17 protein-coding genes, 1 tRNA gene and 1 rRNA gene are annotated in these 22,865 nt (G+C 46.2%); 9 read left to right on the top strand and 10 right to left on the bottom strand.

Annotation, left to right across the window (positions count from 1 at the left end; translation table 11 throughout):
- Positions 1 to 68: 68 nt before the first annotated feature.
- Positions 69 to 1,046, bottom strand: a complete 978-nt coding sequence (locus KO533_RS05020; RefSeq protein ID WP_219253132.1) for a sensor domain-containing diguanylate cyclase — start codon at positions 1,044 to 1,046, stop codon at positions 69 to 71.
- A 142-nt stretch (positions 1,047 to 1,188) separates the two neighbouring features.
- Positions 1,189 to 1,524, bottom strand: coding sequence for an FKBP-type peptidyl-prolyl cis-trans isomerase (locus KO533_RS05015; RefSeq protein ID WP_011845636.1), 336 nt, complete (start codon positions 1,522 to 1,524; stop codon positions 1,189 to 1,191).
- Positions 1,525 to 1,758: 234 nt separating this feature from the next.
- Between KO533_RS05015 and trxC the strand changes: the two genes are divergently transcribed.
- Together trxC and KO533_RS05005 are read left to right on the top strand one after the other, a co-directional pair.
- Positions 1,759 to 2,181 carry a thioredoxin TrxC gene (trxC, locus tag KO533_RS05010; RefSeq protein WP_219250987.1) on the top strand — a complete coding sequence of 141 codons (423 nt, stop codon included), beginning with the start codon at positions 1,759 to 1,761 and terminating at the stop codon, positions 2,179 to 2,181.
- 57 nt (positions 2,182 to 2,238) lie between these two features.
- Entirely contained in the window at positions 2,239 to 2,673 is a 435-nt protein-coding gene (locus KO533_RS05005; RefSeq protein WP_219253130.1) for a hypothetical protein, read from the top strand.
- Between the two features lie 164 nt (positions 2,674 to 2,837).
- Here KO533_RS05005 and KO533_RS05000 read toward each other — a convergent pair whose 3' ends face one another.
- Complete coding sequence (locus KO533_RS05000; protein ID WP_168827785.1) at positions 2,838 to 4,238, bottom strand: DASS family sodium-coupled anion symporter; 1,401 nt, start codon at positions 4,236 to 4,238, stop codon at positions 2,838 to 2,840.
- Positions 4,239 to 4,847: 609 nt separating this feature from the next.
- Here KO533_RS05000 and KO533_RS04995 point away from each other — a divergent pair.
- Entirely contained in the window at positions 4,848 to 6,014 is a 1,167-nt protein-coding gene (locus tag KO533_RS04995) for an MFS transporter (protein ID WP_219253128.1), read from the top strand.
- A gap of 261 nt (positions 6,015 to 6,275) precedes the next feature.
- Positions 6,276 to 6,977: a pseudouridine synthase gene (locus tag KO533_RS04990; RefSeq protein WP_219253126.1), complete on the top strand. Its 702-nt coding sequence runs from the start codon at positions 6,276 to 6,278 to the stop codon at positions 6,975 to 6,977.
- A gap of 163 nt (positions 6,978 to 7,140) precedes the next feature.
- Here KO533_RS04990 and KO533_RS04985 read toward each other — a convergent pair whose 3' ends face one another.
- Both KO533_RS04985 and zntR read right to left on the bottom strand, forming a co-directional pair.
- Positions 7,141 to 8,637 (bottom strand): permease, encoded by a 1,497-nt coding sequence (locus KO533_RS04985; RefSeq protein WP_219253124.1) that lies wholly within the window; start codon positions 8,635 to 8,637, stop codon positions 7,141 to 7,143.
- A 2-nt stretch (positions 8,638 to 8,639) separates the two neighbouring features.
- Positions 8,640 to 9,137 (bottom strand): Zn(2+)-responsive transcriptional regulator, encoded by a 498-nt coding sequence (gene zntR, locus KO533_RS04980; protein WP_219253122.1) that lies wholly within the window; start codon positions 9,135 to 9,137, stop codon positions 8,640 to 8,642.
- Between the two features lie 352 nt (positions 9,138 to 9,489).
- On the opposite strand from zntR, the gene purH reads away from it, so the two are divergent.
- The 4 genes from purH (at position 9,490) to KO533_RS04960 (ending at position 16,259) form a co-directional block, all read left to right on the top strand.
- Positions 9,490 to 11,088 (top strand): bifunctional phosphoribosylaminoimidazolecarboxamide formyltransferase/IMP cyclohydrolase, encoded by a 1,599-nt coding sequence (purH, locus tag KO533_RS04975; RefSeq protein WP_219253120.1) that lies wholly within the window; start codon positions 9,490 to 9,492, stop codon positions 11,086 to 11,088.
- A 70-nt stretch (positions 11,089 to 11,158) separates the two neighbouring features.
- Entirely contained in the window at positions 11,159 to 12,457 is a 1,299-nt protein-coding gene (purD, locus tag KO533_RS04970) for a phosphoribosylamine--glycine ligase (RefSeq protein WP_219253118.1), read from the top strand.
- 176 nt (positions 12,458 to 12,633) lie between these two features.
- On the top strand, positions 12,634 to 15,861 hold the full coding sequence (locus tag KO533_RS04965; RefSeq protein WP_219253116.1) for an ImpA family metalloprotease: 3,228 nt from the start codon (positions 12,634 to 12,636) through the stop codon (positions 15,859 to 15,861).
- A gap of 170 nt (positions 15,862 to 16,031) precedes the next feature.
- Positions 16,032 to 16,259: a hypothetical protein gene (locus KO533_RS04960; RefSeq protein ID WP_105250390.1), complete on the top strand. Its 228-nt coding sequence runs from the start codon at positions 16,032 to 16,034 to the stop codon at positions 16,257 to 16,259.
- An 18-nt stretch (positions 16,260 to 16,277) separates the two neighbouring features.
- Here the strand turns inward: KO533_RS04960 and KO533_RS04955 are convergent, their stop codons facing one another.
- From KO533_RS04955 to hemE, 3 genes are all read right to left on the bottom strand, one after another.
- Complete coding sequence (locus tag KO533_RS04955) at positions 16,278 to 17,081, bottom strand: SDR family oxidoreductase (RefSeq protein WP_219253114.1); 804 nt, start codon at positions 17,079 to 17,081, stop codon at positions 16,278 to 16,280.
- A gap of 75 nt (positions 17,082 to 17,156) precedes the next feature.
- Positions 17,157 to 19,736, bottom strand: coding sequence for an EAL domain-containing protein (locus tag KO533_RS04950; protein WP_219253112.1), 2,580 nt, complete (start codon positions 19,734 to 19,736; stop codon positions 17,157 to 17,159).
- 416 nt (positions 19,737 to 20,152) lie between these two features.
- Positions 20,153 to 21,217, bottom strand: a complete 1,065-nt coding sequence (hemE, locus tag KO533_RS04945; RefSeq protein ID WP_006079904.1) for a uroporphyrinogen decarboxylase — start codon at positions 21,215 to 21,217, stop codon at positions 20,153 to 20,155.
- A gap of 457 nt (positions 21,218 to 21,674) precedes the next feature.
- On the opposite strand from hemE, the gene rsd reads away from it, so the two are divergent.
- On the top strand, positions 21,675 to 22,154 hold the full coding sequence (gene rsd / locus KO533_RS04940; protein WP_113941703.1) for a sigma D regulator: 480 nt from the start codon (positions 21,675 to 21,677) through the stop codon (positions 22,152 to 22,154).
- A 495-nt stretch (positions 22,155 to 22,649) separates the two neighbouring features.
- Here the strand turns inward: rsd and KO533_RS04935 are convergent.
- Positions 22,650 to 22,726: transfer RNA gene (locus tag KO533_RS04935), tRNA-Asp, on the bottom strand.
- A gap of 36 nt (positions 22,727 to 22,762) precedes the next feature.
- Positions 22,763 to 22,865: ribosomal RNA gene (rrf, locus tag KO533_RS04930) — 5S ribosomal RNA — on the bottom strand; the annotation flags it as partial.

Below are 22,865 nucleotides of genomic sequence, written 5' to 3'. Positions count from 1 at the left end.
TTTTGTTCGAATAAGGCACTGTAATCAAATCTAAATTAAGTATTACTAAGATCAGCAGGCTTGGAACATTATTCCGACGACTGATAAAAACAATATCCATGCTTTCCTTGGTGTTTCACGCGATACATGGCGGCATCCGCGCGATCACAACTCTCGGCAAAACTATCACCATAGCCAAATATATCAATACCGATACTCAGGCCTACCTCCACTTCACAACCTTCTAGCAGGAATTTATCTCGATAAACATCGAGCAATGATTGTGCGAGCGCCCCTAAAGATTCACGATCAAATGACGGCAGTAATATCACAAACTCGTCGCCACCTAACCGTGCGATCTGCGCGAATTCACCTGCGTGAGATACCAAAGTATGCGCAACGTGCATCAACAGGCTGTCACCAAACTTATGGCCGTGACGGTCATTTAACGCTTTAAAACCATCAAGGTCGATAAAAAATAACGCACCGCGAATATCTGGTTGCGAGGATTCATCGAATACTTTAGCAATAGCTTGGCGATTCATTAAGTTGGTGAGTGGATCACTGTGGGCTAAGCGGGCTAAATCTATTTCGTAGCGCTTTTCTTGCGTAATATCGATATGGCTGCCCATCATTCGCAGTGGTGTTCCATCAGCTAAGCGCTCGACAATACGCCCACGATCGGACACCCAGGTTATGCTGCCATCTTTGTGTAGCATTCTGTGAACTGCTTGATAGTAATCGGCTTGACCATTCACATGATCTTCAAAAGCTTTTATCACCCATTCTTTATCTTCTGGGTGTAATTTACTTTTCCAGATATCAACATGGGCGGCAAACTCTTCAGGACTAAACCCGAGCATTTCGCCCCAGCGCATGTTAAATATGGTTAAATTTCCGCTTGGAATATGCTGTTCCCATAAACATAAACCATTACCATCGAGGGCCGCAAAGAGTTTTTCTTCGGCACGATAATTCAACGCTGCTAAATGAGCGTTTTCACTTTTTAGCTGAGCGATCTCAGCCTGAAGTTGCGCAATTAACTCTGCTGCAGTATCCGAAGCCACGACAAATCTCTTTCCTTTAAGTGGGAAAATTGAGTCCAGTGTAAATCACCCAATGTCGAAGCAACATAGCGAGGAGTGCAAAATGAGCCAGAATCATATTGGCTCTATTGAGCTTACACAGACTCTCGCAGTCCTGTCACGCTTAGTCGCGAGTCAGCACTTCGAGCAATTCGATCTCAAAGGTGAGATCAGAATTTGGTTTGATATGTGCCCCCACTTGACGCTCGCCATAGGCTAAGTGAGCTGGGACTAACAGCTTACGTTTGCCACCGACTTTCATCCCCATAATACCTTGATCCCAGCCTTTAATCACACGGCCAGTACCAATTACACATTGAAACGCTTGACCACGATCATAGGATGAATCGAATTGGGTACCATCCTGTAAAAAACCACGGTACTGGGTGGTGATCAGCGCGCCTTTTACCGCTTCTTTTCCTTCGCCCACTTGCAGGTCGATTACTTCTAATTCAGTCATATCTTCATTCTCTTTTCTTGTTCGCACTTAGGGCGTGATATTCAACTTTGCGCAGGATTTTATCACCGACGAGCGGGCTTGTCGGCGCAATCTAAACATTTCTGCAGCTCGGTTCACTGCTTAATCCTTAATAATAAGGTCATCATGGGCGATAACATCATCACTCGCCCTTTAAATTACTGTCGGTTAGCCCAATATATAAGTCGTATAAACGTTTTATTTTGGAGCTTTACCATGATTATTGCCTGCCCCCATTGCGATACGTTAAACCGCGTTCCCGATGAGCGTTTAAACCAACAACCCACTTGCGGTAAATGTAAGCTCAGTGTCTTTACGGCTGCGCCAATTGAACTCAATAGCACAAACTTTGCCAACCATGCCAATAAATCAGAGCTTCCCCTTGTCGTCGACTTTTGGGCCAGCTGGTGTGGGCCCTGTAAAAGTTTTGCGCCCATATTTTCTGCAGCAGCTAAGACATGGGAGCCTCAATTTCGCTTCGGTAAAATCAATACTGAAGAACAGCAAGCCCTCGCGGCTCAATTTAACATTCGATCTATTCCAACCTTAATGATTTTTAAACAAGGCCACATACTCGCCCAGCAAGCCGGAGCTTTGCCCTCCTCAGCGTTAAACCAATGGTTAAATGCCTATAAATAAGAGGATTGAGCTAAGATACAAACGCTCAGCCGAGCTAATTTGTAAAGGTAACGAAAATTGAAAAAAGCAATGTTCTTACTGGGCGCAGTGCTCTTGCTAGTGGTGACAGGATGGGGTTTACAACAATATCTCACAATTGATACTTGTCTCGACAAGGGAGGGACTTGGAACGATGAAACTCAGCAATGCATTCGCCCATTCGAGCAAGGGATAGCCTTTACTCGCAGTGATCATAATTCTGCCGAGCCGCAGACAGCTTATGTTTATCTTTCAGAGAATTTACAGCAAGCAGAAGTGTTTTTTGCCATGACAGATAAGCCTATTATTTTACAAGCCGTTACTGTCACTGAAGGCGATACCACTCCCGTATTATATAAAAATGATATTGAACAGATTGATATCATCAACGTAAAAGAAATCTTTTATCTACGTTATCAACATCAAGCAATTTATAGCGCAAATACTTTTAGTCGCAACTTAACCTCAAATTAAGTGCAAAACATAAGCATAGAGTAAGCTTCGAAACACTAAGCCCAAAAACTCGGTACAACGACTCTGCTAAAAACAAAATGCGTATCCGCCCTATGCTCTTCATAAGGCGAATACTATTCTAGCGGCAACGTTGAAACACAAAGTTGCCATGAACTATATCAGTGTTAAATATCCCAGAAGGTATGAGCGATAATACCCAAGACTATCATACTGATAAAGTTGATGATCATACCCACTCGCACCATTTCCGATTGCTTGATATGGCCAGAACCATAAACGATAGCATTGGGCGGTGTCGCCACCGGCAGCATAAAGGCGCAAGAAGCTGCAATACCAATCAGCACAGATAACATTACAGGCGATATGCCTAATGCCTCAGCAATCGCAGCAAATACAGGCACTAATAGTGCAGCGCTGGCGGTGTTACTGGCAAATTCAGTCAACATCACCACAAAAGCAATCACAGCAAAGACGAACAACGACATGTGAGTGCTACCGAAAATATCTGTCATCCAGTGAGCTAAAAATACGCTGGTGCCAGTCGTTTTTAGTACTGCGCTCAGTGTTAAACCGCCACCAAACAATATGAGTACGCCCCAATCTGTGGTCGATTCAATTTTCTTCCAGCCGACCAAACCTAAGCCCGAGAGTAAAACGACGGCACCTAAGGCGACTATGGTATCAAACTGAGTGATGCCACCTAATGCCTTGGCTAACGGCACACTGAAAATCCAGCAACATACGGTAGTCAGGAAGATAAGCAGAGTAAATTTCCCCTGAAATGTCAGCTTCTGAGCTTCAACATTCACATCAAATTTGGCAGAAAGATCAGGCTTAAAATACCAATATAAGGCAATTAACATCATAGGTAGCATGAGGATAACGGTTGGAATACCAAACTTCAGCCAATCACTAAAACTTAAGCCCACTTGAGCCGCAGCAATCGCATTCGGTGGGCTACCCACTAAAGTACCAATACCGCCGATGTTGGCTGAATAGGCAATACCGAGCAGAAGGAATACATAGGTGCTGTGGTATTTTTCGCGGTCGAGCTGCTGCAAAATCCCCAGTGCCAATGGCAACATCATCGCCGTGGTCGCGGTATTGCTGATCCACATCGATAGCAGCGCAGTTACTCCAAACAGCATCAAACAGGCGATACTGAGTTTGCCCTTAGAGGCTAGCAGCAGCTTTTGCGCTATGAGGGTATCAATCTTTTGATGGTGCAAGGCCGCAGCCAATACGAAACCACCAAAGAATAAGTAAATGATGGGATTGGCAAAGTTACTCATTGCCTCCTTGGTTTCAAACACCCCAAAGAATACGGCGAGTATAGGAACGAGAATCGCAGTGATACTGATATGAATCGCTTCGGTCAGCCAAAGAATCGCTGCAAAGAACAAAATGGCCAGCCCAGTATTCACCCCTTGTTCGAAAGGTAAACCGTAATAAAGTGCAAATAACAGCACAATATCAGCCACTAGGATCAGCATTTTTTTCTTATCGAGCCCCTCGCTGACGGGAGCTTTATTAGGTGGAGCAGTACTTGAATCTGTTAAAGACATGGTTACAACCTTAATACCATTTTATTTTGACGCAAATTTAGGGCATAGATCACACTTGGCAAAGCGGTTTATTTTGTAATTTTATCACTTGGCAACAACATTTATTACTGAGCTAGCACGCACAAACGGCCGATTAGCGACAATAATCACCAAATTCTGATCGACACCTTTGTTTTAAAATTTCAAACGGACAAAGATCGAACAAAACCTTGCCCACGTTGTAATTTAATTAATGTTTAAAACTGAGATATAGATCACGCCACACTTTCTACCAAGGTGATAATCAACTAATTAATCATACCTTCTGATCATTGGTAGGATTAGATATTATTCCCCCAATTTGGCACAAAATTGAATGTGTAGCGCTAAATCGAATCTAGATATCGTTGAATGTGCACTAAAACTGCGACGCAGTGAACAGCAAGCGACCAACACAAACGTATTGCAACAAGGCAACATAGAAAACCCAATATCTACATGAATAGTAAACACAAATATTATTCACCACCACAGTCAATCTAACTCACTTTACCCTGTCAGCGATCCAGCCTAAAGTCGCGACCGCAACCCCGCCTCCTGTATATTATTTGTCTGTTTTCGGAACCGCCCGTGGAAAAAATTGCCTTAACTCAGTCGGCTCAAAAGCCCAGCCTTTTCGTCCCAGTAGCAGGGTTAAGTTTGTTTGCTTTGGCATCAGGCTACTTAATGAGCTTAATCCCACTGTCGCTCACTTTTTTCGAACTCAGCACCTCACTTGCTCCATTACTGGCCAGTATTTTTTATTTAGGTTTATTACTGGGGGCGCCTTGTATTGCTCCTGTTGTTGCCCGTATCGGCCACAGTAAAGCCTTTATCCTTTTTTTGAATATCCTTCTTTGCAGCGTTGTCGCTATGATATTAATCCCTAAAAGTGGAGTCTGGTTAGCCTCTCGACTTATAGCGGGATTTGCGGTTGCAGGGATTTTTGTGGTGGTTGAATCATGGCTATTAATGGCCGATACCCAAAAGCAACGCGCTAAGCGGCTTGGACTTTATATGACAACGCTTTATGGAGGCACTGCCTTAGGACAATTAGCCATTGATTATTTAGGTACAAAGGGCAATCTACCTTACCTAGTGATCATGGGATTATTAGCCGCGGCAAGTTTACCCGCACTACTGGTAAAACGCGGTCAACCTCAGGTAAGCGAACAACAATCAATGTCATTGTCTGCGCTAAAAAACCTAAGTCAGCCTGCCATTATGGGATGTTTAGTCTCTGGATTATTGCTTGGCCCTATCTATGGTTTACTTCCCATCTATGTGGCACTGGATATGGGGCTTGATCAGCAAACAGGACAATTTATGGCCCTCATCATTGTAGGTGGCATGCTGGTACAACCTTTAGTCAGTTATTTATCTCCTCGAGTTAACAAAAGTGGCTTGATAGTAAGCTTTTGCCTACTGGGTGTCGCAGCATTATTGCTACTCACTCAGCATTCAAATATGACGCTGATTATTGGATTTCTCTTGCTTGGCGCCAGCGCTTTTGCCCTTTACCCGATTGCAATCAGCTTAGCTTGTGACGACTTACCTGATAGCCAAATTGTTTCAGCGACTCAAGTGATGCTGCTGAGCTATTCGGTGGGGTCAGTGATAGGCCCATTAGTTGCCAGCAGTTTTGGCCAAACGGAGTTCGGCTTACTCATTTATTTAGGAATATGCTGTATTCTGAGCAGTATTTACATTTTTGCTCAATTACTTATTAACACTAAGCCAAGTTTTTCCTCGCCTTAACAAGTCACATAAAATGCATTGCACTGCGACTTAATAAGCAGCCACTTAATGAACGACATGCTCATCGAGTGGCTCAAATAAAAAATATCTGCGGTCAAATCAACACAAAGCGAACAGCAAGATGATCCACAAAGGTCATAACGTTAAAAATCAGTACGCTCAGTTTTAACATTCAGACAGGGCAGTTGCTTATCCTCCCTAAGTCGCGATAATGCAGCTTACTTAAACACCTGTGCTGATTGTTTTTCCTGAGATTTCACTATGCGCCTCGATAAATTCCTCTGTAAAAGCACAGATCTTGATCGCAAAGCCGCAAGAGTCACCATTCTTGGCGGCTCAATCACAGTCAATGGCGCTATCGTGACAGACTGCGCAATGCAAGTGCATGAAAATAATACTGTCAGCCTTAATGGAAAACCGCTTACGCCACGCCCATCTCGCTATATCATGTTGCACAAACCTGCTAATACCTTGTGCTCAAATGTGGATGGAGCCTACCCTTCGCTATTTCATCTGCTCGATATAGATCGCGCATTTGACCTGCACATCGTTGGCCGCCTAGATGCTGATACCACAGGCTTAGTGCTACTGACTGACGATGGCCGCTGGTCGTTTAATATTATCTCGCCTCAATATCAGTGCGAAAAAATCTATCGTGTTCAACTGCGAGATCCACTCGACAGCGAAGCGACTGCAGCCATAGCCGCAAAGTTTGCCGCTGGGCTAAATCTACAGGGCGAAACCGCCCTCACTCTGCCAGCAACACTGCAGCAAGTGGATGAAAAAACCGTGCTACTCACGCTCACCGAAGGCAAGTTTCATCAAGTCAAAAGGATGTTTGCCGCCGTGGGCAATAAAGTGGTTGCCCTACACAGGGCGCAAATTGGCGCAGTGGCCTTAGATATCGATGTAGGGAAATGGCGCAACTTAACCTTGGCGGAGATAAGCTCCTTCCCATCCTAATCAATTAACAAGGCTGAAGCCGACAGGCCGCCTACGTTTATCGACGTTAAAAAAGCAAACAAATACTGATAGGTTTGCAAATCAATCCCATAAAAAATCCCAGTGTTAGCAACAACACTGGGATGTTTATGTGTTTGATATTGCTTAGCGGAATATGAATCGACTAAGAACAGCAATCGTTGCGGCGAACCCAGCTTCTTGGGATCTTCTCAAAGACCACTTTTGCCATGAGTAACGCCAGCACTATGCCAGAGGTTGCCACTAACCATTGAGGTAACATTTGGTGCTCTTCACCAATTTGTGGCATCACCACAAAACCAAAGGTATTAACCAGATAATTGACCAACATACCGGCCACTAAGGCCACGCCAATCACACCGCCAAGATAGCCCCACAGCGCACGTTTACCTAGCTCTTTAGCCACTATGCCTAAAGTCGCGATATTGGTTGCCGGACCTGCCATCATAAACACGAGTACAGCACCCGGTGACACTCCCGCCAGTAATAATCCAGCGGCAATCGGTGTCGATGCGGTCGCGCAAATATACATAGGCACAGAAACGAGCACCATCACTAGCATAGCCAGAATGCCATCGCCCCATTTAGCCAAAAAGTCAGCCGGCACATAGGTTTGTACCAGAGCTGCGAAAAATAAGCCCACCAGCAGCCACAACGTAGTATCACGCACTAAATCCGTTGCCGCATATTTAAGGCCAATTCCGATACGACTGAGTACCGATTGCGACTTAAATTCAGTCGCCATATCTTGAGTAGAGGCACAGCAGCTATCGCCTGCAGTGTTAGTACTCACCTGCTCAGCATCCTTAGCACTGCCACCACAGCAAGCGCCTTTTTTCACCACCACTATTTTTTCAGACTCTGTGGTTTGACTGCCACAACATGACCCCACGCTTTCTGCTTTAGCAGCGTTAACCTTGACCACAGAACCCATAGTTTGAGCAGATCCCATGGTTTGACCGCCAACAGCCATAACACTTGAAGGACCCGCCATTAAGCTCGGCGCCGCCATAGGCGTCATTTTGATCTTCGGCTTTGGCTCGGCTGCAGGTGCATCAACATTGTCATTACCACAGCAGGAAGACTTTACGGGCGTTATCGCAGGCGTAGTCGATGAGCAGCAGCTTTTAACCGCTTCGGCTTTTACCATCTCTGGCTGAGCCACTGATTTTGAGGCGCAGCAAGACGCCTCACCCTCTAATGGCTTATCTGATTGAGTTTCTACCTTAACCACTGACTTGCCATCGTCATCATCGCGACCAACGAGTAAGCCCGCCACAATCGCACTGGTAATCGCTGCTATCGGTCTGACGATCGCCATAAAGGGGCCAAGTAACACATAAGAAACCGCGATTGAATCGACGCCCGTTTCTGGCGTCGACACTAAAAAGGAAGTCGTTGCTGCTTTAGAGGCACCAGAACGGCGCAATCCTACCGCCGCAGGAATAACCCCACAAGAACATAAAGGTAAAGGTGCGCCAAGCAGCGCCGCTTTCACTACGGTTTTAAAACCGTGACCACCGAGCTGCTTTTGCATCCACGCCATTGGCACGAATACTTTTAATAGCCCAGCTAAAATCAGGCCCAGTAATAACCAAGGCGCCGAGTCTAAAAACAGATCAATAAAATTCTTCAGTAACATAACTAATTCCCTGACTCTTCATAAATGGCTTTGCCGTGATTATTCTGCGCTTGATGCTGATTTACATTATGAGAGTGATGCTCAACGCGTACCCGCTCAGTGCTGGACTCCAACGCCTCTAAAATAGAACAATGTTCGGCGCTACGTGGCCCACCACAGCAAGCATCAGACAAGCTTTGTAAACTCGCTTGAAAATGATTCAGCTCAGCAATTTTGGCCTGTACTTGAGCCAATTTACAATCAACCATGCCTTTTACATCGGCACAGACTCGGTTAGATTTATCGAGTTCAATTGACAGCAATTCACTGATTTCATTGAGGGTAAAACCCACAGCTTTCGCCCGTAAAATAAAGCGTAATCGCGCAGCATCGGCCTCGGTATATACTCGATAGCCAGACTCAGTACGGCTCGACGGCGCGAGTAGGCCGTGCTTCTCGTAGAATCTTAACGTGTCGGCTTTCACCTCACATAAATCCGCCAATTCACCAATACGATACATGTCTTCATCCTTTGCGAAATAGCCCACAACTCAGGGATCATTTCCAGCATACAACTCAATAATGCAAGTATAAACCTTGGAGCCTACTCCAAGGTCAAGAGGTAATTTTAACTTTACTGAAAGCCAACACGGCAATGCCGCTTTGTTCTGATATGAATATTGTGAAATCACGCAGAAAAAACACCCGTAAATCGAGTTTTACGCTAGAATACGCGCGCTGTGACGAAGGGATAAAAAGTTAGCTAATAAAGTAAAAATAGGACCAAGGGACTTTTGGAAAGCAGTACAACGTTAAGGCTGTTCTGTTTTCCGAAAGATCCTTGAAACTAAAATAACTGGACCCTGTACCCAAATGACTGCTGCAAATAATGCCAGACCCATTCGTCGCGCGCTGTTAAGCGTTTCAGATAAAACCGGAATTCTCGAGTTCGCCAAAGCACTTCACGCCCAAGGTGTGGAACTGTTATCAACTGGCGGCACCGCTCGCCTGTTAGCGGATAACGGCGTGCCTGTTATCGAAGTATCTGATTACACAGGACACCCTGAGATCATGGACGGTCGCGTTAAGACGCTGCACCCTAAAGTGCACGGCGGCATTTTGGCGCGCCGCGGTCTTGATGAAAGCGTGATGGCCGATAACAATATCAATGCCATCGATCTAGTTGCGGTTAACCTTTATCCCTTCGCTGAAACTGTGGCTAAAGCCGGTTGTACCTTAGAAGACGCTATCGAAAATATCGATATTGGCGGCCCAACTATGGTGCGCGCGGCGGCAAAAAACCACAAAGACGTTACCATAGTCGTTAATGCGGCCGATTACGATCGCGTACTTGCAGAAATGACGGCTAACAATGGCAGCACGATCCATGCGACACGTTTCGACTTAGCGATTGCGGCCTTTGAGCACACTGCGGGTTACGATGGCATGATCGCCAACTACTTCGGTACTATGGTTCCTGCACACAGCACGGACGAATGCTTTGCTGATTCTAAGTTCCCACGCACTTTCAACACCCAATTAGTGAAGAAACAAGACTTACGCTATGGCGAAAACAGCCATCAAGCGGCGGCTTTCTATGTTGACACTAAAATTGATGAAGCTTCTGTGGCTACCGCGATTCAGTTGCAAGGCAAAGCCTTGTCTTACAACAACATTGCCGATACAGACGCCGCTCTTGAGTGCGTAAAAGAATTCAACGAGCCAGCCTGTGTTATCGTTAAGCACGCTAACCCCTGTGGTGTGGCCTTAGGTAAAGACTTGCTCGATGCCTATAACCGCGCTTATCAAACTGACCCAACCTCAGCCTTCGGTGGCATTATCGCCTTCAACGGCGAATTAGATGCTGCGACGGCGAGTGCGATCGTTGAGCGTCAATTCGTTGAAGTGATTATCGCCCCAAGCGTTAGCCAAGCGGCGCGCGATGTGGTTGCCAAGAAGACCAACGTGCGTTTATTGGAATGTGGTCAGTGGAACACTAAGACCCAAACCTTAGACTACAAACGTGTTAACGGTGGCTTACTGGTGCAAGATCGCGACCAAGGTATGGTCGGTTTAGAAGACATCAAAGTGGTTTCTAAACGTCAACCTACTGCAAGCGAGCTGAAAGACTTAATGTTCTGCTGGAAAGTGGCGAAATTCGTTAAATCTAACGCCATCGTTTATGCCAAAGACGGCATGACTATCGGTGTCGGCGCAGGCCAAATGAGCCGCGTTTACAGCGCTAAAATTGCTGGCATCAAGGCCGCCGATGAAGGGCTAGAAGTGGTGAACTCTGTAATGGCATCCGATGCGTTTTTCCCCTTCCGTGACGGTATCGATGCCGCAGCGGCTGCGGGTATTAGCTGTATCATCCAACCGGGCGGCTCAATGCGCGATGCTGAAATCATCGCTGCTGCGGACGAACACGGCATGGCAATGGTGATGACAGGCATGCGTCACTTCCGTCATTGATAACAACTTAAATCAAACTTGGCCCTAGCGATTAGGGCCTTTTCCTTTGCGATGTGTGGGAGTTTTAACCATGAAAGTGTTAATCATTGGTGGCGGCGGCCGCGAACATGCCCTAGCTTGGAAAGCCGCTCAATCGGCTCAAGTTGATACCGTTTATGTAGCACCCGGCAATGCGGGCACAGCCCTAGAACCTAATGTTGAAAATCTGGCGATCAGCGCCACCGACATCCCTGCTCTGCTCGATTTTGCGAAAACCAATAAGATTGAACTGACCATAGTCGGCCCTGAAGCGCCGCTCGTGATCGGTGTCGTTGATGCTTTCAATGCCGCAGGTTTAGCGATTTTTGGCCCAACTAAGGCCGCAGCCCAACTCGAAGGTTCAAAAGCCTTCACTAAGGATTTTTTAGCCCGCCACAATATTCCAACGGCGGGTTACAAAAACTGTACCGAGATCAGCGATGCCAAAGCCTACGTAGGTGAACTAACGGCGACCACAGGCTATCCAGTGGTGATCAAGGCCGATGGTTTAGCCGCAGGCAAAGGCGTGATCATCGCCCAAAACCAAGCTGAAGCCGATGCCGCAATTGATGACATGCTCGCCGGTAACAAGTTTGGCGAAGCGGGTTCGCGCGTAGTGATTGAAGAGTTTCTCAAGGGCGAAGAAGCCAGCTTTATCGTGATGGTAGATGGTAAAAACATTCTACCAATGGCGACCAGCCAAGATCATAAAGCCCGTGATAACGGCGATTACGGCCCAAATACTGGCGGCATGGGCGCTTACTCGCCAGCACCTGTGGTGACTCAAGCGGTACACGATTGGACTGTGGCAAACGTGATTCGCCCAACGGTTGATGGTATGGCGGCAGAAGGCAATGTCTACACAGGCTTTTTGTATGCGGGTTTGATGATATCGCCCGATGGCAGCGCCAAAGTGCTCGAGTACAACTGCCGCTTCGGCGATCCAGAAACTCAGCCGATTATGATGCGTTTAAAGTCAGACTTAGTGGAACTCTGTTTAGCCGCCACCCGTGGCGAACTCGATAAAGTGACAGCTGAATACGACGAGCGCGCAGCCGTGGGCGTGGTATTAGCCGCTGGCGGTTACCCGGATGAGTATCGTAAATTTGATGTGATCGAGGGTCTCAGCCTTGGCGATAACAATGGCAAAGTGTTCCATGCGGGCACTGAGATGAAAAACGGCCACGTCGTTACCAACGGCGGTCGCGTATTGTGTGCGACGGCACTGGGTAACACAGTCACCGAAGCGCAAAAAGCCGCCTATAAATTGGTTGATGAAATTCACTGGGATGATGTGTATTTCCGTACCGATATTGGTTATCGCGCAATCGCACGTGAACAGCAAGATTAATTAATATCTCTATTAAAAAACCGGCAAGAAGCCGGTTTTTTTGTGCCTGTTTTTTGACAAGCGTCAAATATAACATCATGATTTTCAATAAAATTATATAATTAATTCTATTGAAAACAGGAGCAACAAGATACAATGTCAACCAAATGTTAAATACACAAGGTTCAAGGACTCCCATGAGGATTAGACTACTTTATGCCTACATTGCCATACTGCTTAGCGGATGCGGTGGCGGCTCAGAAGATACTGGCACGACAACACCCACTCAGCCGCCAGTCCAACCTCCCGCGCTGGTGCAATACACCGCCAGCAGCCTATCGGTAATAGGTGGCGCACTGAGTCCAAGCAGCCAAAAAGTGGAGTCTGGCAAAAGCGCTATTTTTAGCATTACAGCCGATACCGGCTTTACACTTGAGGGCATTACTGGCTGTGGTGGCACACTCAATGTGCTGACTTACACCACTGCGGCCATGACGGCCGATTGCACTATCACGCCGACATTTATCAGTAATGCCGAAAATGCCATTAAGCACCAAGACCACAGGCTTGCCAATGCGAGTGAGTTAATTGATTTCAGCATCGCCGAACTCGCTAATATCGACATCAAACGTAAAGCCCAGATAAATCAGCTATATCAAGGTGTCGGTAGCAGCATCTCTTGGCATCCAACCCATGACTCAATTACCTTTTCGAGCTTTATGCCGGAGAACACTTTTACAGTCTTGCCATCAAATGTCGATGGCAGTGGGGAAAGCGCCGTTCGTGGGTTAGTGATGGCGGGCGAGCAACAGGGGCAAAGATATGCGGCCATGGGAGGAAATCTATTTTCTGTCAACACTTCGGCGCAAACTGATACTTTATTGAAAAATCTTTTAGGCTGGCTGACCAAAGGTGCCGATAAAAAAGACGGCCTCAGCATAGTGACCGCCCAAATGCCGAGCAAGGTTGACAGTTGGTACTTTCCCCATAATGAAGGGATCCGCACTTGGCTTACAAACAACTACCCCGCAGCCCATAGCATTAATACAGCAAATACCTGTGACTACAGCGAGTTAAGCAACTGTATCAACACACTGAAACCGGATCTGATTATCATTAGTGACTTAGACCGTCAGTCACTCGGTTTTGCAGGCATAAAAGCCGCGATCGCCAAGGCCAAAGCGGCAGGAATTCCCTTGTTGCTCTCTAACTACTGGCGTAATGAAAGCCCAATACTGTCGCCACTTTACCTTGAGATGGGGCTTTCTACCTCTGGCAATTACTGGTCAAAACTCAATACCAATAACCTCAGTGTGACCGACATTTTGGTCGAAGACACCGCCCTGGCCAAAGTGAATAATTTGCTCGGTAAGCTTAACGAAGGCCGCTTCGACACCTCAGTACTCAACGACTGTGGCGGTAATTACTTGAGCTGTAATGCTGCCGCCTTTGTTGACTCATTCAAGGCGGGTGCCGATTGGTATCGAGCCAATGCTGAAACCTTAGATACCCATGCTATCGATGTGTTTACCAAAACAGACTTCCCCTTGATGAAGGCCGGACTGCTGCTCGCCGATAAGTATCGCAGCGAGATTGACTACCCCATAGCCTACAGCGAATACGCCCAGTGGCAGCAGGCCCTGTTTGCCGATTGGACCGTCAGCTATGCCCGTAGCCATAACTTAGCCCAGCCAGATTTAGGTGAATATGTTACCGACAGAGCTAACCTCAGCAAGGGCAGCAATGCACACTACGCTTATCCTGCGACTGTCACTGAACGTAAAACCATTAGCGTGCCCTATGCAGGCCAATGGACGACCACAGGCTGGTATGCGCTGCCAGGACAAACCATTAAACTGACTCGTCTCGATAGCAGCGCTGCAAATGTGGAGATCAAACTCAACTACCACAGACGCAATACTAACCGTGCCTATGAGCAGAAAATCTACCGCGGTCCATTGGAGTTGGCGCAGCAACGCCTGCGCTTAGCTCAAGGACAAAGTCTTGAATTTTCTTCCCCCTACGGCGGGCCGATTTATCTGTATATCGATACTTCGAGTGCTGATGGCGGCGCGTTAAGTGTCGAAGTCAGCGCTGAGCATGTGGCTAAACATCCGACCATTATGGATTTTTCAAACCCTGCAGAAATAGCAGCCTTTAACGATCGCATCCAAAATACCGAATTACCCCATGTGGACTTACGTACCGATGGTGCCGAGCAGCATCTGCGTCGCGACCGCTTTTTAAACACCATCGGCGGGGATGTACCCGATGTAAACGCGCTACTCAAAAGTATTGTCGATGACCATATCAACAGTGTTTACACCCTTGCGGGACTTAAGATCCAAGGCAAGAGCTTAAGTGAATCCTTACCCGCCGATGTGCTAGCGGCCTGCAAAGGACTGTTTAGCGACGACTGTATCGATAATAGTCTGCATACCCGCACTATCATTCAACACGCGAATTATGACCAAAATGCCCAATGCGGTGGAGGTTGTAGCGGTAACCCTTGGGATGCAGCATGGAATATCGACCCAACGGGTTGGGGTGATAACCATGAGTTAGGCCACAATCTACAAACTAACCGTCTCAATGTGCAATATGCTGCGGCAAGTGATCATGATAACTGGGCAGGTTATGGCAGCCGCGCAGGGGAAAACTCCAACAATATCTTCCCCTATGTGGTGAAGTGGAAAACCCATTATCTGCGCGACGGCAATACAGGCACAGTGACCGATGGTCACATGAACCACAAGGATCTCTTTTATGTGTTTATGTCCGATGCCGCAGGTACAACAGACACCCGTGGTAAACGCGTAGTGTTTGGCGCCAATTGTAAGGTGCTCGATGCTGGTGAAGACAGATACACTGCGCCTTGGGCCAGCAATGCTTATGCTGTCCATAACGGTTATCGCATGGCGTTTTACATCCAAATGGCGCTTAAGGCTCACGGCATGACGCTCAGTGACGGCACCACTCTGAACAATGGCTTTAATCTCTTTACCTTGCTGTATCAACACAGTCGTATTTTCGGTAAATATGCGAATAACGCCAGTGATTGGGAAGCGAATCGTAGCAAACTGGGCTTTAGCCAATTTTCGTTTGAAGGCAATAGTATCTACGGTGGCAAAACGGTGAAAGATATTCCGGGCAACGACTTTATGCTGGTGTCTTTGAGTCAGCTCACAGGCAAAGATTGGCGCAGCCATTTCGATATGTTAGGCCTGCACTACTCAAGCCTTGCGACCGCGCAAACAGCCGCCAATGCCACATCAGGGGCTATCCCCATGGGCATGTATGAGTTAGAAACCGACTTGCCACCCGCCAATATGAGCCAAGGTTTAACCTTTGTTCCCCTGTCACTCACTGATGGCACTACACAGTGGAAAGGCGTGGGTTCGCCAACCCAGTGCACCAAACCATAAGTGTGCTAAACCTTAATCTCGCTAAGATACTAACGCTATTCATAAACCTCGCTCTGGCGGGGTTTATGTTTACCTGAAAATGTGATGTAAAGCACACACCTAGGTTAAGATGACGTGCACCATTTAGCTTCTTATATTTTTAACAATCATGAAATTAATGGGGTAAATATATGGGTTATTCGATAAAAGATCTTATTTATCAAGGTGAAAAATCAGGCGTACATAACTGGCAAACCCTAGAAGGAGCCAGCTTTTACTGGCATCCAGATTGGTTTCATATTGCAGAGGATATGACGGGCCATAACGCGACTGTGACTATCGATATCGATGGGGACAAAGCGACCCAAAGTGAGGCAGAACAATCAATCATTAAGCACCTCAATAAGAGTGGCAAATAGCTTGTAGTGGCAAAGACTTTAGTGCCCGGAGGCGATCGCCCTGCGGGCAATTTTGTCGATTAAGCCTGGTGCGATCAGCTTAAGCCAACGCCCCAAACGACCGCGAAGTGAAGTAATCAGTTGACGGCCTCGAGTTGCAATCACTGGCAACATCATATTAGCGCATTGCTCAGCCGTCAGTATCTTAGCTTCCTGCATCGGAGATTTGCCTAAAGGATTACCTGCACCATCGAGGGCACGTTTGTGAATTTGTGACACTACAAAATCGGGGCAAATAACAGTTACGGCCACATTATCATCCACTAATTCAATCCGCAAAGAATCGAAAAAACCAATCACAGCATGTTTAGAAGCGGCATAACCGCTGCGAGTAGGAACGCCAGTTAATCCAGCGACTGACGCCACAACCACCACTTGACCTTTACTGGCTTTCAAGTGCGGTAACGCGGCATGGGTTAAATACGCAGGACCAAGATAATTCACCCGCATTATGTCTTCAAGCACCGAGAGCTGAGTCAGTTCATCAAAACGTGACCACATAGTCATGCCAGCATTGTTAATCAAAATATCGAGATGGCCATAATGCGCAACTCCAGCTTCAACTAAGGCTTCACACTGTTCTGGGCTGGAGACATCGGCGGCAAATACAAAAGGAGGCGGACCATAATTAGCGATTTCTAAAGCGAGTGAGGCGAGACGTGTTTCATTACGCGCACTGAGCACCAGTTGGCAGCCCATTCGCGCCATTGCCACTGCGAGCGCCCGACCAATACCTTCTGAGGCACCCGTGATGATCACGACCTTGCCAGTGAGTCCATCCATAGTCATTCCTTTGTTATCGCTATGTTAATTACGCCTTTTGCTAAATTGGCATAATCACGCTAAAAGCGCAATCCTTCAGGCGCGTTGTGCAAGCCTCATCTCATATTGCTCACGATAATTAGCTAAGGGTTGCGGGCGCCCTATCGCATAACCTTGCGCATAATTAATGCCTATGCTCAACAACCTGTCAATAATATCCTGATTCTCAACAAATTCAGCAACAGTCTCGATTCCCATAACCCGACAAACATCCTGAATCGATTTAACGATGGCGTAGTCTTTAGCATTCACGGCGAGATTCTTAATAAAACAGCCGTCGATTTTGACATAATCCACGGGCAGCTCACGCAGATAGCCATAAGAGGCAAAACCACTGCCAAAATCATCCAGTGCAAATGAGAAACCAAGTTTACGTAACTGCTTCAACATTTCCATACCACGATTGCGATTTTGGATCGCGGTGGTTTCAGTAATTTCAAAACAAATACATTGGCTTGGAATATCAAAAATGTGTTGCTGCTGGGCGATATATTCCACCATACCTTCGGCACCTAAACTATTGCCCGAAAGGTTGATCGAAATACAATGATCAGGCCAAAGCACGGGGTTCAAAGACAACCATAAAAAAGCTTTGCGGATGACTTCTTTATCGATATCTGGCATCAACTTAAAACGTTCAGCGGCGGCTATAAACTGCGCTGGCGCCAAAATGCGGCCACAGGGCTCTTGAATTCGTAACAGGATTTCCATTCGTTGTCGCTGCGGACCACTGCCTAGTCCGCGGATCGGTTGGTAATACAGGATTAGTTCGTTTTCTTCAATCGCTTGCGCAATACGTACCGCCCATTTAGGCGCATTTCTTTGGTAGGTGAGCTCTTTATCTTTATCATCGTAAAAATGAATTTGATTAGCCCCCTTAGCTTTAGCGGCAATGCAGGCGATATCAGCGTCTTTTAATAACTCTTGTGCATCAATATAGGGGGCTCGGCCAAAGGCAACACCTATGCTGAGGCCAACTTTATAATTACAGTTTTTATCGTTCAACACTTGCATGGAGACTTGCGCGATCATTTGCTTCAGTAATTGCGCCACAGATAAGGCACTACGATTACAAATCACTAAACCAAACTCATCGCCACCAAGGCGCGCCAATAGCTCCTGTGGCCCAAGACAAGCCTGCATTGCCTTAGCCACCATAGCAAGCATACGATCGCCTGCAGTATGGCCACAGCTGTCGTTAATCAACTTGAATTGCTCCAAATCGAGATAACAAACGGCGATGGTTTTAGCTGAGGCGGCAAATTGGGGTAACTGCTCATCAAATGCCTGACGGTTTAGCAGCCCTGTAATGCTATCGAAATTTGCCCTTTTTTGTAGCTGGTGTTTAAGCAACTCTTCTTGAGTGATATCCCGCAATACCACGACAGTACCAACAATTTCTTTATCGTGATTGCGCAGATTGCTGATACTGCGCTCCATAATCCGAGGCGAAGCAGTTAATAGCTTGATTTTCTCGACCTGCGGTGCCGATTCTTCGAGACGAATGCAGGTAAAAACCGCCTGATTCAACTGCTCCCCAGCCTTTAACAGACTCGCAAGGCTCTGACCTATGGCATAGCAACTAGCAACATCGAGAAGCAACTCGGCCCGCGGATTCATATAAATCACGTTGGCATCGACATCGGTCAAAATCACCGCTTCAGCAATGGATTCTAAGGTGATTTTCGCGCGTTCTTTTTGCTGATAAATTCTGGCCAGCAAGCTATTAACACGGCTGGCGAGCACTTCTAATTCCTCATTACCCTCGCTTGTAACGGGTTGATATACACTGGACATAGGATCGACCAGCGCCAATTGATGCATCAGATTTTTAAAGGGTTTGAGTAAGCCCGAACGCAGCCAAATATAACCAAGGCCAACAATAAACACACCAAAGAGAATAAATCCGAGCGATACCCAATCGAGTTGAAATTTAACCTCTCTAAAGGGACCATCGGAAAACAGTACTTGCAGGTAGACAGGCTTATCTTTTAACAGGCTTGGAATGGTTATCGCGTCACTGTGTGCACCATCAACTGTTGGCGTAACGTCGCGAGAATGGCTCATGCTCACCTTAGTCACCAATAAGGCCTGAGCATATTCCAGTAAGTCTTTATCAGTCAGTTGGCGTACCAGCAGCACAGATTCATTGGGCGCAGAAGCCACGGAAGTAACGACATAAGCGTACTTACCCATCAAATAAGCGCCAGCAACACTGGGCTTATCGGCACTGACAATAGCACTGGCGATTTCTCGTAACTTATCATTCTCAAAGGGACGTTCATTGGGGAAAAAAGGGTGCAATTCACCCTGCCGTAGAATATACCAACTCAGATTGGCTGACATTGAGCTATCGCGCCACGAGGATTCAAGCTTTTTAAGTTGATATTCATCTAATTGAGACAAAGGTAAGGCATAAATATTAGTGAGAAAGGTTAAGCGATCGACATCAATTTGAAACTGCTGCTGGATATTGGCAAGCTCACGGTTAGCACTATCTTGACGTAATAGCTCGACGCGATGGTCGTACCAATAACCAAGACAATAGGAGACAATTACCACCGCAGGGAGACAAAAGCCCGCAATAAATACCATTATTTTCTTGCCAATGTGCATCTCTTACCACGGCTTGTTATGACTAAATTGATTGACGGCCTTGCATAATCCTTCACTGCGCCATGCAACATATCTTATTTGCGAATAGTATTAAACATCACTTCGCTTTAGTCGTTGCTAAAGTAGACATTTTCATGCAATTAAATCAATTTTATACCTTTGATTTAAATTAAAATTTATAAATTAAACGATTATAAGTTTTACTTTTTTATCAAGATAATTCACACATAATCAGTATGTGAATATAGGGAATTCAAGTCGTTGTTTAAAAGTAAGACTCATTAAGCTCGCAGACGATAGAAACCACCGCATACGCTAATCCATAAAGATACCTTCGCCAGAAGCTCCAACGCTATCAAATTCAAATGTCGGATATAAAACAGGCCCGCAAGCGGGCCTGTTTCGCAAACCAAAAATTATTTATGGTATTGCTTTGATTGCGCATGAACCGCCTTGATAAAGGCGCCAGCATGTTCTGGATCGACATGCTGATGAATACCATGGCCTAGGTTAAATACATGGCCAGTACCTTCACCATAACCCGCTAAAATATGGCCAACTTCCTCTTCGATACGTGGAATTGGCGCATACAACATGGATGGGTCCATGTTGCCTTGCAATGCAACTTTATGACCGACACGACGACGGGCATCGGCAATGTCTACCGTCCAATCCAAACCTAGTGCATCACAGCCAGTTTCTGCCATCGCTTCTAGCCACAAACCACCGCCTTTAGTAAACAGCGTCACTGGCACTTTACGGCCATCGGCAAAGCGTGTCAGACCATCAATAATCTTCTGCATATAACGCAAAGAAAACTCACGGTAAGCAGAGTGCGATAACGCACCGCCCCATGAGTCAAATATCATCAAAGATTGCGCACCGTTAGCAACTTGAGCATTCAGGTATAAGATCACTGAATCGGCTAATTTATCTAACAGCATGTGTAATGCCATTGGCTCAGCGTAAGCCATCTTCTTAATTTTTTCGAAGGTTTTGCTCGAACCACCTTCAACCATGTAAGTCGCTAAGGTCCAAGGTGAACCAGAAAAGCCAATTAACGGCACTGCACCATTCAGTTCACGGCGAATAGTGCTAACGGCTTTCATCACATAACCCAGCTCATCTTCTGGATCTGGAATTGAGAGCTTTTTGATCGCATCGATAGTGTCTGTTGGGCGTTCGAAACGTGGGCCTTCACCCGCCTCAAAATACAAACCTAAACCCATAGCATCGGGCACTGTTAGGATATCGGAAAACAAAATCGCCGCATCGAGATCATAACGACGTAAAGGTTGCAGCGTGACTTCACAGGCAAGCTCATGATTTTTACACAAAGACATGAAGTCACCCGCTTGAGCGCGAGTGGCTTTATATTCAGGAAGATAACGGCCAGCTTGACGCATCATCCACACAGGGGTCACATCGACAGGCTCTTTTAGTAGGGCGCGTAAATAACGATCATTCTTTAATTCTGCCATTGGGCTTGGTTCCTAGTCTTATTGAGATCCGCTGGGTCGGTAGTTTAGCATTTACGCGAATAATGTAACCTTTATGTGCAAATTTATGTGAGCTATTCCCCATCATTGGCGTCGATTTGACCGCATAAACCGGAAAATGTTATCCAGCTAACATACTGCTCATTTATTCGTAACGAAGTCACACTCAGACAGAAAAAAGTTGCGCCGGTTCCCCGCCTTTGGTATAAAAAGTCTGCGCTAGCAAGAACAATCAAGAAGCTCGTCGCATCGAGCCTGCTATAAACTTTACTCGCCCAACGATAGGTTTCTATCGTTGGGCTTTTTATTTGCATTTTTCGATACGAAACAGCTGGTTTGTCCATTTCGTCATTCTCGCAAATTCGCATGAAAAGAGTTGATCGATTAGCAACTTGTCCCTACATTAGAGTTATGTGCTGGCACTTAAATGGAATGCATCATGCTGAGAGAACTCGAAAAAGCAGAACAGAAGTGGGGCGGTTCAAATAAGCTTATTGATCAATGGCTAAAAAACCGTCGAAAACTGTTAGTGCATTACTGCCAAATTGCTGGGCTTCCTCCTTACAGTAAATCAGAAAAATCACTTCCCTCGTTCGAACATGTTAAATCTTTCTGTGACTTATTAGTTGACTATGTCTCCGAAGGACATTTCGAGGTCTATGATAAAGTCGTTAATGCCTGCAGTGAATATGGCGAATCAAGCAAAACGCTCGCACAACAAGTATTGCCCAAGATAACGCCAACCACGAATGCAGCATTAGATTTCAACGATAAATATGCGGAAACACAAGACGATTTCGTATTGTATCAACTCGATAAAGACCTATCTGAGCTCGCCCATAACATGGAAACACGCTTCGAACTCGAAGATGAACTACTTGAAGTTCTCCATCGCAAACATTCTGAGCACAACCAGTAGCCCTCCTTCATAAGCGCACCTTGCTGCATCTGTGCGCTTATCTATCCTTTCCCTCAATCGTTTTGAAAATGAAGTAGCATGGCTTTGGACTACTACAGGAACACGTCCTAGCCCCATTAGACAGCAACCGTTTGAATCAAATTGAATCCGATAGAGCAGACTTAGCCATGGCCGAGACAGCACACATTGGCAAATCGTTGTTTCAATAGGTATGGCGATATTGTTATGTAATGCTCGATAGCCTGAATGCATTAAGGAGCTACAGAGGATGACTCAGTTATGCTTTCGGGAATGGATAAATTTTGCTAATTAATAGAATTGGTTTAGCTTTAAAACAAAAATTTCATATTCTGATAAGGATTTCATCTACATGATAGCCGAGTATGAGGATAACCACATGCTTCGAGCCCGAAGCATTAGCGTCACTGACACGAAATATCCACAACGCCATAACGAAAAAAGCCTCATCTTTCGATGAGGCTTATCTCTTAATGTTGGCGGAGCGGACGGGACTCGAACCCGCGACCCCCGGCGTGACAGGCCGGTATTCTAACCAACTGAACTACCGCTCCTTTAGCTTAACGTCTACACGTTAACCTAAATTAGGCGCTTGGCGATGACCTACTCTCACATGGGGAGACCCCACACTACCATCGGCGCGTTTGCGTTTCACTTCTGAGTTCGGGATGGGATCAGGTGGTTCCACAAGGC

This window comes from Shewanella sp. NKUCC05_KAH (genome assembly GCF_019345585.1).
Taxonomy (GTDB): Bacteria; Pseudomonadota; Gammaproteobacteria; order Enterobacterales; family Shewanellaceae; genus Shewanella; species Shewanella oncorhynchi.
The sequence above is the reverse complement of the archived record's forward strand: the minus strand, read 5'-3'. Positions and strand labels throughout refer to the sequence as shown.